Below are 11,795 nucleotides of genomic sequence, written 5' to 3'. Positions count from 1 at the left end.
CGAAGTCCTCGGGCATGTTCGAGGACGTCTCGATCACGCCGGCCGCCGAGGCCCGCGAACTCGACCGGAGCGGCCGTACCGCCGGCAAGATCGTCCTGACCGTCGACCCACCGCACCACCCGACTCCGCAGAAGGAGATCCGATGACCACGTACATACTCGTCCCCGGGGCCTGGCACGGCGCCTGGACCTTTGGACCACTCGCCCGAAGCCTGCGCGAACACGGCCACGAGGCCTACCCGTTGACCCTGACCGGGGTCGGCGACCGAAAGCATCTCCTGACGGCCTCGGTCAACCTCGACACCCACATCACGGACGTGGTGAACCTGCTGGAGGACGAACGGATCACCGATGCCGTGCTGGTGGGGCACAGCTATGGCGGCATGGTCATCACCGGCGCCGCGGACCGCGCCGAAGACCGGGTGGCCGGTCTGGTCTATGTCGACGCCCTGGTGCCGCGGGACGGCGAGTCCTGCTGGTCCCTCGTCAACGATCAGGAGCGCTCCTGGTATCTGAGCGGCGTCGGTCGCGACGGATACACGAGCGAGCCGCTGCCGTTCTTCGATCCCCGGGCCACGCCGCATCCGTTGGCGTCGCTGATGCAGGCGGTGCGCCTGCGCGGCGACCTCGACCGGTTCGCCCGCAAGGACTTCGTGTACGCCACGGGCTGGGACGGCGAATCGCCGTTCGAGTCGGTCTATCGGCGGCTCCTCGACGACCCCGCCTGGCGGGTGCACGCCGTCCGCTCCGGACACAACGTCATGCGGGACGCCCCGGACGAGCTCCTGAAGGTCCTCTTGGCGACCACCTGACCGTTCGAGCACGAGGGCACGCGGCCGGATTGGGCCTTACGGGTTAATCCATGCCGATTCGCCGGCATTGTTCCGCCGAATCTTCGACTGTGGAAGGAGAACCGCAACAACGAGGCAGTGCCGGGAGATTCGATTATGGCGACTTGGGATGACCTGATCGCGCACGTGCAGTCCGTGCCGGAAGGTGTGTACGAGGGCTGGAACGCCACGGACGGCTACGACAACCACACCAAGTGGGGCGCCGAGTTCGGCGAGGACGGGGTCTCGTGGTGCGTGATCTTCGATTGGTGCATGTACAACGACGTCGGCTTGGCTGACATCGTGCCTAAGGTCGACAACGTGTCGGCCTTCGCCGCGTGGGCCCGGACGCACGGTGGGTGGTCGGAATACCCGTCCTGGGGCGCCTGGGTGGACTTCGGCAACGGCCAACACACCGAGATCGTGGTGCGGTTCGACGCCCACCAGGTCTGGACCAAGGGCGGCAACACCGTTCCCACGGGTGCTGCCGGCGGCCAGGGCAAGGGCGTCTACAGCCACGTGTACGACCGGCGCGACTCGCACATCACCGGTTATTTCGCGCCCCGCTTCCCCGACGGCTGCCCGCCCACGGCCGATCCGCACGACTATCGGGGCGGCAGCGGCTCGGCCGAGCCGAAGGTCAGCCTCGCCAACGTCCTCGACGCGGCCCGCCGCGACCCGGCCGCCCCCCAGGGCTCGGCCTCGCACCGGACCGACACCCTCATCGTCGAACAGGCCCTCGGCGCCGAGGGGTTGCTGCCGTCATCGTGGATCGACGGCTCGTACGGCACCAAGACCATCGACGCGTACGCCGCCTATCAGCGCCGACTCGGCTACTCCGGCGCCGACGCCGACGGCATCCCGGGCCAACGCTCGCTCACCAGCCTCGGCGCGCACCACGGTTTCCAGGTCGTCAAGTAGCGCGTGCCGTCCCCTCCGACCCGACTCGGAGGGGACGGTTGACGGCCCGTCAGCCCAAAACCTTGACCGCCTCGTAGTAGGTCCACGCCGTGCCGTTGCACGTGGCACGGGTCACCGTGCCGTAGCCCGAACACACCCTCTTGAGGTCTTCGTACAGCGCGCTGTCGAGGCGCGCCTTGTTCGCGGGAAAAGCCCCCGCCGCCTTGTAGTTGCGGTATCCGAAGTCGTGCCGGGCGCACGAGTTCCGGAAGGGGAAGCCGAAGGGGTTGTCGGGGGAACCACTGCAGTAGTCGGTCGACCAGTCGAAGCCGTAAGCGGCCCACGGGTCCTGGTTTTGACGGGCGGAGTACCAGGCGTTGTAGCTGTCGGCGCTCGTCTGGGTCCAACGGGACAGGACTTGCGGCTTGTCGGCCGGGACGGCGTGGACGGGCGAGGCCACGCCGACTCCGGCGACGACGGTCATCGCTGTCGCGGCAAGGGTGGTGGTCAGGCGACGCATCGGACACCTCCGGGATTCCGACACCTCCACCAGGGAGCGTCGGGGCAGGGAACTGCGACCGAACTTCGAACTCCCCGCCGGAGACCGGGAAAAGCACGACCCGGGCGAGATCGAGGAGTGGAGTCCATCCCACCTGCCGGAGGAACCACACGTCCATAGTCCAACCCGACTCGGTCCGACAATTCACCCGTCCGGCCCTTCGCGTTCGCCCGTCGTACGGGGCGGACGAGCGAACGGGTGAACGGGTGAACGGGTGGGCCGGTACACGGGCGAAAGGTCTTGTGGGTCAGGCCACTTCGCGCAACAGGCGGCCGGCGTAGATGTCGGTGACGTGTCCGTTGAGGTGCGCCCAGACGGCGACCTCACACGGGAACTCGCTGTCGCGGTAGGCGATGAAGACGTTCGCGTCGCGGCCGAACAGCCCGTGCTCGGCGTCCCGGTGCGCCGGCCAGTCGCGGACGACGGCGCGTGCGTGCTCGGCGTCGACGCAGCGCAGGGCCACCACCGTGAGCCCCTCGAACTCCGCGGGAATCGTGTGGGCGAGGACCTGCACGTCGCCCATGTGCCGCGCGAAGCCGCGCAGATGGTCGTCGCGTTCCCACGGTCGGTTCGAAGCCCAAGTGCCGCACGAGCAGGACGCTTTCGTGGCGACGAAGCCGAGCGTGTCGTGATTCCCGGGGTACGGGGTGAACTCGATCCGGTGGCGGTCGAGCCGGACGAGCGGGTCGTGGGTGTAGTACGGCATGGTCATGGCGGTGCCCCCGAAACGGTGCGGCGTGATTCGTTTCGAGAGTAGGCAGCGACACCGACAACCGCGACCGGATATCACGGCAGCGGCCGGAGACCGAATGCCATCGCTTCGCCACTCGCACACAGCACTCGACCTGCTCCGAGGTCAGGTGTCCGAGTGCGCTTGCCGCCTCCACATCGCCAGGGTTTCTCCCGCTGCGTGAACCGCCCGTAATCGGCACGCGGTTCGGCCGCCGACGGCTCCTGGTTCTCCCTCGATCTTGCGACCGCTTCCTAGATGCTCTAGGTTTTTGCCTTGAGGGCCTAGTAAGACCTTGCCCAATGGACACGGAACACGACAGGAACACGTGATGAGCAAGCCCACGACCGGCACCCTTGAGGTGCCCGGCGCCACCCTTCGCTACGAAAAGCGGGGCAGCGGCCCGGTCCTGCTGCTGATACCCGGCGGTGCGGCCGACGCCGGACTGTACGAGGGGATGGCCGCGGATCTCGCCGCCCGCCACACCGTGGTCTCCTACGACCCGCGCGGCCTGTCCCGTAGTCCCCTCGACGGACCGCCCGCCGACCAGCGCGTCGAGGTCTGGAGCGACGACGCGCGCCGACTGCTCGAACTGCTGTCGCCGCTCGACGGCGCGGCAGTCTTCGGCAGCAGCTCGGGCGCAATCGTCGCGCTCGACCTGTTGGCCCGACACCCCCGGCGCGTGCGCCGTGTGATCGCGCACGAACCGCCGCTCGTGGAACTGCTCGCGGACCCGACCCCGCACCGGGCGCTCTTCGCCGAGGTGCGCGAGATCTTTCGCGCGGAGGGGGTCGGCCCCGCGATGGTCCGGTTCAGCGCGGGGCTCGGCGGACGGTCGGCCGATCGGCCGACCGAACTGGCTCCCGGGATCAGGGAGATGGCTCCGCGTATGCACGCGAACCTGCCCGTCTTCCTGGAACACGTGCTGTGCCCGTTCACGGCGACCTTGCCCGACGTCACCGCGCTGCGATCGGTCGCGGAGCGTTTGGTGTTGGCCGTCGGGCGGGAGTCGCGCGAGCAGTTGCCGCTGTACGGACCGGCCACCCGGCTCGCGCGCCTCCTCGGCACCGACATCGTGGAGTTCCCGGGCGGACACGTCGGATGCACCGAACACCCGGAGCAGTTCGGCAAGCAGCTCCTGACCGTGCTCGACTGAGGGGTGCTCGACTGAGGGGTGCTCGATTGAGGGGTGCTCGACTCGGTCGTCCGTCCGTCATCACCGCGCACTCACCAGGACCCCGACGGCGAGCCGTCGGGTCGCCCCCGCCGAGCGCGATGCCCACCGACCGACACGGCCGGCGCCGCCGACTCCGAAGCACCCCATGAGCCGGTCGTGGGCCGGCAAGGGCGAGGCCAAGGGACCGCCAAGCGGGCCTCAAGCTCTCGACGCGGACACTGCCGCGAACCCGAATACGGCTGAAAATCCGGGCGAATGGCCCCGAATTGCCCATGATTGGCCAGGCGGGGGGAGGCTCGCGCCCGACTGCGCCGGGCGTACAGTCGACCGCCGTGGGTCCGCCCGATTTCTCCCGGACCCTGCGACTCGGCCGCCCCGTCCGTCTACCGGGGCATGCTCGGCCGCGCCTCCCCTGCCTCCGGAGCCGCCATGTCCTCCCCCACCGCGTCGGCCGTCGCGCACGCGACCCACGTGCCCCCCTTCGACGGGACGCGCGTCGTCACGGAGTGGACCTTCGAGCCGCTGACCGCGGTGGCCGCGGTCCTGCTCGGCGCGGCCTATCTGGTCGGCGTGCGCCGCGTCCGCGCGCGGGGCGGCAGGTGGCGGCCCTCGCACACCGGCTACTTCGTGGGCCTGGGCCTGGGCATGTGGGTGCTCGCGACGATGTCGTTCCTCGGGGTCTACCAGGATGTGCTCTTCTGGCCGCGCGCGGTGCAGAACATGCTGCTGCTGATGGTCGTCCCGCTGTTCCTGGCCGAGGGCGCACCGCTGACCCTGCTGCGCGAGAACCTCTCGCCGGCCGCCGTCGCGAGGCTGGGCCGGATCCGGCGCGGAAGGCTCGCGGTGGGACTGACCTTCCCGCTGTTCCCGTCGGCGGTGTTCGTGCTGACTCCGTTCGTGCTGTATCTCAGCGGCTGGTATCCCGCGACGCTGCACGGCGGCGCGCTGCCGCACGTGACCAGGTTGGTCCTGGTGGCGATCGGCGCGGTGTACTTCTGGACGCGCGTGCAGGCCGATCCGGTACCGCGCCGCTATCCGCACCTGGTGTCGATGTGGCTGACCTTCGTCGAGGTGGTGTTCGACGGCGCACTGGGTCTGTACATCATGCTCGGCAACCACCTGATCGCCGGCGACCACTACACCGCGATCGCCCGCGCGTGGGGTCCGTCCCTGCAACGCGATCAGGTTCTCGGTGGCGGCGCGCTGTGGTTCACGGGTGACGCGGCCGGCCTGCCCTTCCTGGCCATCCTGCTGATCCGGATGATCCGCGAGGACGCCCACAACGCCGCCGAGATCGACCGCGAACTCGACGCCCGGGCCGCCGACCGCCGCAAGGCGCGCCGATCCGCGTCCCCCGACGCCGCGAACACCACCGACACCGCGAAGTCCCTCGGCACCACGAACTCCCCCGAGGACGACGGCCCGGAAATGATGCCGCCGTGGTGGGAAACCGACCCCCGCTTCGCCAACCGCTACGGCCGCACCCACGGCTGACCGCCCGACACCGACCGGCCGCCCGCCCGGCCCGCGCGCCGAATCGGTGACACGGCCGACCGCCGAACGCCGAGGAAGCACCGCACCGGGTCGTCGGCTCTGCCGCGCCGCCCTGTCTTCGATCGCTGCCCGAACCGCGAACAGGCCGACGCCGCTCCCGCCGAAGGCACCCCGCACGACTTGGAGCGCGCGCCTGCGGGCTCCATGTTCCTTCCAGGATTTCTCCAAGGCCGCCGGTCCAAGCTCTGTACATGCCCGGCGACGCGGAGAGTCGGGGACCACCTCGGAAGGGACCACGACCATGACCACCTCGCACTCCCCCGCCACGCCGGCCGCCTTCGACACCCAGGAGATGGTGATCGTGCACCGCGGCCTGCGGCGCGAGTCGCGACTGCTCGCCGAGCTGATCGCGGCGGTGGAACCCGGTGACACGGCGCGGGCCCAGGTGCTCGCCGCGCACTTCGAGCTGTACCGCACCGGCCTGGACAGCCACCACCACGGCGAGGACCTGCTGCTGTGGCCGCCGTTGCTGGCCCGCGTGGACCTCGAGGCCGAGGTCGTGTTGCGGATGGAGGCGCAGCACGAGCGGGTCGCGGGCTCCCTCGCCGCGGCGGGGGAAGGTATCGCGGCGTGGGCGAGGACGGCCGACGCCGGTCGGCGGGACGCGCTCGTGGCGGCACTCGTGGAGCACCGCGCGGCGCTGATCGAGCACCTCGACGACGAGGAGGCCGAACTGCTGCCGCTCGCCGCCCGGCTGTTGACCGCCGAGGAATGGGCCGCGCTGGGCGACCACTTCGTGGCGAGCATGCCCGACAAGCCCACGCTGCTGATGCTGCTCGGCGTGGTGCTGGAGGACGCCGACGCCGAGGAGCGGGCGCGCCTCCTCGGCTCGCTGCCCCTCGTGGGCCGGATCGCGTGGGCGGTCCTCGGCCGCCCGATGTACGCCCGCATGGTCCGCCGCGTCCGCGGCTGAAACCCGGGCGTTCGCCCGTACTTCCCCCATCACCACTGCACCACTCACCACTTCACCACTCGCAAGGAGCGACCCGTGTCCCGTGAACAGAGCCTGCGCGACCTCTTCCCCACCCGCGAGATCGGCGTCCTGGCGACGCACAAGCGTGACGGCCGACCGCAACTGTCCAACGTCAACTACGTCTACGACCCGACCACGGACGTACTCCGCGTCTCGGTCACCGCCGATCGTGCCAAGGCCCGCAATCTGTTCCGCGACCCGCGCGCCTCGTTCCACGTCACCAGCGCGGACGCCTACGCCTGGACGGTCGCCGAGGGCACCGTCGAACTGGGCCCGGTGGCCGAGCATCCGGAAGACGCCGCGGTCGAGGACCAGGTCGCCCACTACCGGGCAAGCACCGGCGAACACCCGGACTGGCCCGCGTACCGCGCCCTGATGGTCGCGGAACGCCGCCTGATGATTCGCCTCGGGGTCGACCGCGTGTACGGCCAATGCCTCGAAGACCTGGCCGCGTGGCAAGCGGCGCGCGAGTCCTGATCCGGCCTCGCGGGACATCGGTACAGGCGAGTGGCCGGCAGCGGGCACGAGGCCGGCTGCCGGTCGGTCGAGGACCTTGTCAAACCCTGTCGGCAAGCACCATCGGATCCGATGCAATTCGAGCCGCCGCGAACCCCATTGCGGCCCGGTGTCAACGTTCCGGCTTCGGGTCGGGCAGGCGGGTCGGGGCGTATCTGGCGACCATGGTCTGGACGGCCTGTTCGACGGCGTCGTGGATGTCGGAGGCTGCGGGTTTCCAGTCGGTCAGCAGCATGCGCGGCCACAGGACGTAGTTGGCGATCATGCCGAGGAACTGGTTCGCGGCGCTCGCCGCGTCCGGGACATCGGCGTTGCCCGCCTCGTGCTCGGATTCCAAGTAGTGCTGGACGGAAGTGAAGTAGGGCAGTTTGCCGAGCTGGAACTGCATCCGTCCCAGTTCGGGGAACCGAGGCAGTTCGGCGATGACGATCCGGAACAGGGCCGTCATGCCGGGCCGGCCGATCAGGTCGGCGTAGCGGTGGCCGACGGTTGTCAGTCCGGAGCGCAGATCTCCGGTCTGTGGCCGCTCGGCAGCGTCGCCGGCGTCGCGCTGCCAGGACTCGGTGACGATGGCCTCGAAGAGGGCCGCCTTGGTGGGGAACTGCTTGAACAGGGTGGACTTCGAGACCCCGGCCGCTTCGGCGATCCGCGCGAGCGAGGTGCCGTCGTAGCCACGATCCAGGAACAGCTCTGTGGCCGCGGTGGTGATCGCCTCGCGTTTTTGCCGAGCGAGCCTGCGGTGGTGCGCGGAGAGTTCTGCTGCCATGCGGACAGTATGCCGCAGACCCGAGGCGAGTCACTTGACTCGCCTCGGCAGTCCTCCCTACGGTACGAGGGTAAGGCGAGTCGAGTGACTCGCCTCCTGTCTGTGGCGCCCGGATCGATTCCGGTAGCCGAGTGGTGGAGGAACAGCTCATGACGAACGACAAGATCGCTTTGGTGACCGGTGCGAATCGCGGCCTCGGACGTGGCGCGGCCATCGCTCTGGCCGGACGTGGGGTGCGGGTCGTGGTCACCCACCGCGGTGATGTGGCCGGGGCCGAGAAGACGGTGGAACAGGTGCAGGCCGTGGGTGGGACCGCCGCTGCTCTCCGGCTCGACATCAGCGACGTCTCCTCTTTCGCGTCCTTCACCTCCGAACTGAGCGAGCAGCTCCGGCGCTGGGGGGCTTCGCGGCTCGACATCCTGGTCAACAACGCGGGAGTGGGGATCTTCGGACCGCTGGAGGACGTCACGGTCGACGACTTCGACACGGTGATGGGCACCAACGTCCGGGGCACGTTCTTTCTCATCCAGTCACTTGTGCCACTGCTGGCCCAGGGCGGCCGCGTCATCAACGTCTCGACGTCACTGACCCGCCACACCAGCCCCGCCACCTCGGTCTACTCCGCCTCGAAGGCCGCCGTCGAAGCCCTGAGCCGCACCCTCGCCGCAGAACTCGGCCCGAGCGGAATCCGGGTCAACTCCATCGCCCCGGGACCGACCGCCACCGATTTCAACGGTGGAGCGATGCGGGACGACGCCCGGATGCGCCGGGTTCTGGCCGGACAGACCGCGCTCGGCCGCGTCGGCGAACCCGAGGAGATCGGCGACGCCATCGCCACGCTGGCCTCCGAGGGCCTGCGCTGGGTCACCGCCGAGCGCATCGAGGTCTCCGGCGGCGCCCTCCTCTGAGCGACCGGGCGACGGCCTGCAGAGACGCAGGCGGCGACGGCCCCGATGCACGGCCGGCCGGCAGCGTATGTGGTGTGCGTGCCCGAGCAGTTGCACCGGGCTCTGAGACAACCGCGACGTGTCCGCGGCGAGCAATCGTGTAGTCGAAAACCGACCGGAAGCACCGGACGGGCGAACGCCGCCCCCGTCCGGTGCTTCGGCATGCCCGCACACCGGGTCGGCCCCGAGCCCTTGACAGCGGAAATTTACAGGCTCATTCTGTCGTTAGAAGGTATAACGCAAGCACCGAGCAGTAACCTCGAAAGAAGGTTCCACCATGACCGCCAACGCACACCCACTCGCCATCGGCCCCGACATCGCCCCCCGACCCGACCTTGACGTGGACCTCGCCACCGAGATCGTTCTCCCCGGCATCGTCGAGACCTCCGGCCTGGAGGTTCGGGTACGCCCCATGCCGGCGCCCGGTTCGGGCCAGGCCTTGTTGGCCGTCGAGGCGTCGGGGGTTTCGTTCGCCGAGCAGCAGATGCGCCGGGGCAAGTACTGGGACCAACCGGCCTTCCCGTTCGTCCCCGGCTACGACCTGGTCGGTACCGTCCTGCGGGTGGGCCCCGGCGTCGACACCGCACTCGTCGGCCGCAGGTTCGCCGCCCTCACCAAGGTGGGCGGCTGGACCAGCCACGCCGTGGTGGAGGCCGCGGACCTGGTCGAGGTGCCGGCGGGGATCGACCCGGCCGAAGCGGAGACGGTCGTCGTCAACGGCATCACCGCATGGCAGATGCTTCACCGCCGGGCCAGGATCCGCAACGGCCAGACCATCCTTGTCCACGGCGCCAACGGCGGCGTGGGTTCGACCCTCGTCCAGTTGGCGAGGCACGCCGGGGTGCGGGTCATCGGCACCGCCTCTCCGCGTCACCACCAGGCCGTGCGTGATCTGGGAGCCGTCCCGCTCGACTACCGCGCCCCCGACCTGCCCGCCTTGGTGCGCGCGCTCGCCCCGAACGGGGTCGACGCCGTCTTCGACCACATCGGCGGCGACTCGATCGTCGATTCGTTCAAGCTGCTCGCTCGCGGCGGCACGCTCGTCTCCTACGGCACCGCGGCCACCAAGAACAAGCCCGGTTCCTCCCGGCTTCCGGTGCTCAAGCTGATCGCCCGCCTCCAGATCCGGAACCTGCTGCCCAACGGTCGGCACACCCACTTCTTCAACGTCTGGGCCGGCAAGCGCCGCGCGGAGGCGTTCCGTACCCGCCTGCGCACCGACCTGACCAACGTTTTCGCGCTACTGGCCGACGGAACCATCACCGCGCAGGTGGCGGCCCGCATCCCGCTGACCCGAGCCGGTGAGGCGATGGCCCTGGCCGAGTCCGGAACGGTGACCGGCAAGGTCGTCCTGGTACCGGATCCCGAACACCCGACCGACACCCGCCCGTAGGCGACGAACCGGCGTCACTCGGGCTTCCGCCGCCCGTCGGGGCACGGCCGGCGGGCCCGGCGCCGGATGACCAACATGTTCAAGACGTCCGACGCGGCCGGCGCCCACCCGGCCGGCCTCGGGCGTCGGTGGCGGTTCGCCGGGCGGCGCGGGCAGCACGGCCAAGAGCAGGAAGGCGACGCCGAACGCCACGTAACAGAAGGAGCGCAGCAGTTCGAAGTGGCTCAGGTGCCATTCCTGACCGGGGTGGTGCGGCACGGACCAGACGATGAAGCTCGGGAAGACGATCAGGCCGGCGAAGAGCACGGTGTGGATCCCCGTGTGCGGACCCCGGAGCGCCGCCCACAGCAGCAGCCCGATCGGCACACACCACACCCAGTGGTGGCTCCACGAGACGGGGCTCGCGAGGAGACCGGCGACGGCGCACGCCGGCAGCCCCCACGCGTCCCCGCGGCGGCGGTGGGCGACCACGGCGCACAGCATGCCCAGCACCCCCACGACGACCACGGCCACCGTCTCACCGACGCCGACATCGAGCGTGCGCGTGACCCGGGTGAGGAGCCCGCGGACGGACTGATTGGCGGCGTTCTCCAGGCGTCCGACCCGCTCCGGGAGGAAGACGAGGTCGGTCCAGAACCGCCAGGTCGCGCCGGGCAGGAACACGGCGGCCAGCGCCACCGACGCGCCCGCCGTGCCGACGGCCGTAGTCGCCTCGCGTCGGCGGCCGGTGAGGAGCAGATACACGATGAAGATCGCGGGCGTGACCTTGACCCCGGCGGCGATACCCAGGGCCACGCCGCGCAGCCGGGCCCCGGGCGGGCGGACGAAGTCCCACAGCACCAGGACGAGCACGGCCAGGTTGACCTGCCCGTACCGCATCGTGGTGAACACCGGTTCGAACCAGATGGCGAGAGCCGTGACCGCGGGTACGACGACGACGGCCGGCGGGCGCCCCTCGGTCTCCACCAGGCGCATCGAGAGCCGAACGGCGACCGCCAGGAGAACCAGGTTCGCGGCGACGCCGAGCCCCAACACGAGGGCCTTCGGCAGATACGTCAGGGGCACGAAGACGAGCGCGGCGAACGGCGGATAGGTGGCCCGCAGCCCGTGCGGCGTGTCGAGTGGGCCGTACAGGTCGATGCCCTGGCGAACGGCCAGCCCCTCGACGCGGTAGACCACGAGATCGACCATCGAGGGGTGGGTGAGGTGCCGGACGACGAAGTAGACGAGGACCGAACAGGCACACGCCACGGCGCAGACCACCATCCGCCGCTGCACGGGCGTTTCGGCGTAGGCGCGGCCCGGCGCGGTGCGTGCTCGCTCGACGTGGCCGATGCCGAACCGGATGGAGCGTCTCATCCGACGACGCTAACCCGGGGGCCGACCCGGACCGCCGGATGACGTTGGGCCATCGAGGTGGTGTCGAGGAGGCCGGGACCGCATGGGCGCCG

Annotated in this window: 11 protein-coding genes and 1 pseudogene; 8 read left to right on the top strand and 4 right to left on the bottom strand. The window is 70.1% G+C overall.

Features of this window, described 5'->3' with window-relative positions:
• The first annotated feature begins 142 nt into the window (after nucleotides 1-142).
• Together GT354_RS50190 and GT354_RS50185 are read left to right on the top strand one after the other, a co-directional pair.
• The gene (locus GT354_RS50190) at nucleotides 143-811 is read left to right on the top strand and encodes an alpha/beta hydrolase (RefSeq protein WP_161364909.1); all 669 of its coding nucleotides are present in this window, start codon (nucleotides 143-145) and stop codon (nucleotides 809-811) included.
• A 135-nt stretch (nucleotides 812-946) separates the two neighbouring features.
• Nucleotides 947-1,750, top strand: a complete 804-nt coding sequence (locus tag GT354_RS50185; protein ID WP_161364907.1) for a hypothetical protein — start codon at nucleotides 947-949, stop codon at nucleotides 1,748-1,750.
• Nucleotides 1,751-1,799: 49 nt separating this feature from the next.
• Here the strand turns inward: GT354_RS50185 and GT354_RS50180 are convergent, their stop codons facing one another.
• Complete coding sequence (locus tag GT354_RS50180) at nucleotides 1,800-2,249, bottom strand: phospholipase (protein ID WP_161364905.1); 450 nt, start codon at nucleotides 2,247-2,249, stop codon at nucleotides 1,800-1,802.
• Nucleotides 2,250-2,535: 286 nt separating this feature from the next.
• Nucleotides 2,536-3,000, bottom strand: coding sequence for a hypothetical protein (locus GT354_RS50175; protein ID WP_161364903.1), 465 nt, complete (start codon nucleotides 2,998-3,000; stop codon nucleotides 2,536-2,538).
• Nucleotides 3,001-3,349: 349 nt separating this feature from the next.
• On the opposite strand from GT354_RS50175, the gene GT354_RS50170 reads away from it, so the two are divergent.
• From GT354_RS50170 to GT354_RS50155, 4 genes are all read left to right on the top strand, one after another.
• Nucleotides 3,350-4,174 carry an alpha/beta hydrolase gene (locus GT354_RS50170; protein ID WP_161364900.1) on the top strand — a complete coding sequence of 275 codons (825 nt, stop codon included), beginning with the start codon at nucleotides 3,350-3,352 and terminating at the stop codon, nucleotides 4,172-4,174.
• Between the two features lie 450 nt (nucleotides 4,175-4,624).
• Nucleotides 4,625-5,689 carry a cytochrome c oxidase assembly protein gene (locus GT354_RS50165; protein WP_161364898.1) on the top strand — a complete coding sequence of 355 codons (1,065 nt, stop codon included), beginning with the start codon at nucleotides 4,625-4,627 and terminating at the stop codon, nucleotides 5,687-5,689.
• A gap of 301 nt (nucleotides 5,690-5,990) precedes the next feature.
• Nucleotides 5,991-6,662: a hemerythrin domain-containing protein gene (locus tag GT354_RS50160; protein ID WP_202513178.1), complete on the top strand. Its 672-nt coding sequence runs from the start codon at nucleotides 5,991-5,993 to the stop codon at nucleotides 6,660-6,662.
• 75 nt (nucleotides 6,663-6,737) lie between these two features.
• The gene (locus tag GT354_RS50155) at nucleotides 6,738-7,199 is read left to right on the top strand and encodes a PPOX class F420-dependent oxidoreductase (RefSeq protein ID WP_161364896.1); all 462 of its coding nucleotides are present in this window, start codon (nucleotides 6,738-6,740) and stop codon (nucleotides 7,197-7,199) included.
• 151 nt (nucleotides 7,200-7,350) lie between these two features.
• Here the strand turns inward: GT354_RS50155 and GT354_RS50150 are convergent, their stop codons facing one another.
• Nucleotides 7,351-8,004, bottom strand: a complete 654-nt coding sequence (locus tag GT354_RS50150; protein WP_161364894.1) for a TetR/AcrR family transcriptional regulator — start codon at nucleotides 8,002-8,004, stop codon at nucleotides 7,351-7,353.
• Between the two features lie 149 nt (nucleotides 8,005-8,153).
• Between GT354_RS50150 and GT354_RS50145 the strand changes: the two genes are divergently transcribed.
• Nucleotides 8,154-8,912, top strand: coding sequence for an SDR family oxidoreductase (locus GT354_RS50145; protein ID WP_161364891.1), 759 nt, complete (start codon nucleotides 8,154-8,156; stop codon nucleotides 8,910-8,912).
• 316 nt (nucleotides 8,913-9,228) lie between these two features.
• The gene (locus tag GT354_RS50140; protein WP_202513177.1) at nucleotides 9,229-10,344 is read left to right on the top strand and encodes a medium chain dehydrogenase/reductase family protein; all 1,116 of its coding nucleotides are present in this window, start codon (nucleotides 9,229-9,231) and stop codon (nucleotides 10,342-10,344) included.
• A 408-nt stretch (nucleotides 10,345-10,752) separates the two neighbouring features.
• On the opposite strand, the pseudogene GT354_RS50135 reads toward GT354_RS50140, so the two are convergent.
• Nucleotides 10,753-11,535, bottom strand: a pseudogene (locus GT354_RS50135) (glycosyltransferase 87 family protein); the annotation flags it as partial.
• Nucleotides 11,536-11,795: the final 260 nt, after the last annotated feature.

The organism is Streptomyces sp. SID3343 (assembly GCF_009865215.1).
GTDB lineage: Bacteria > Actinomycetota > Actinomycetes > Streptomycetales > Streptomycetaceae > Embleya.
The sequence above is the reverse complement of the archived record's forward strand: the minus strand, read 5'-3'. Positions and strand labels throughout refer to the sequence as shown.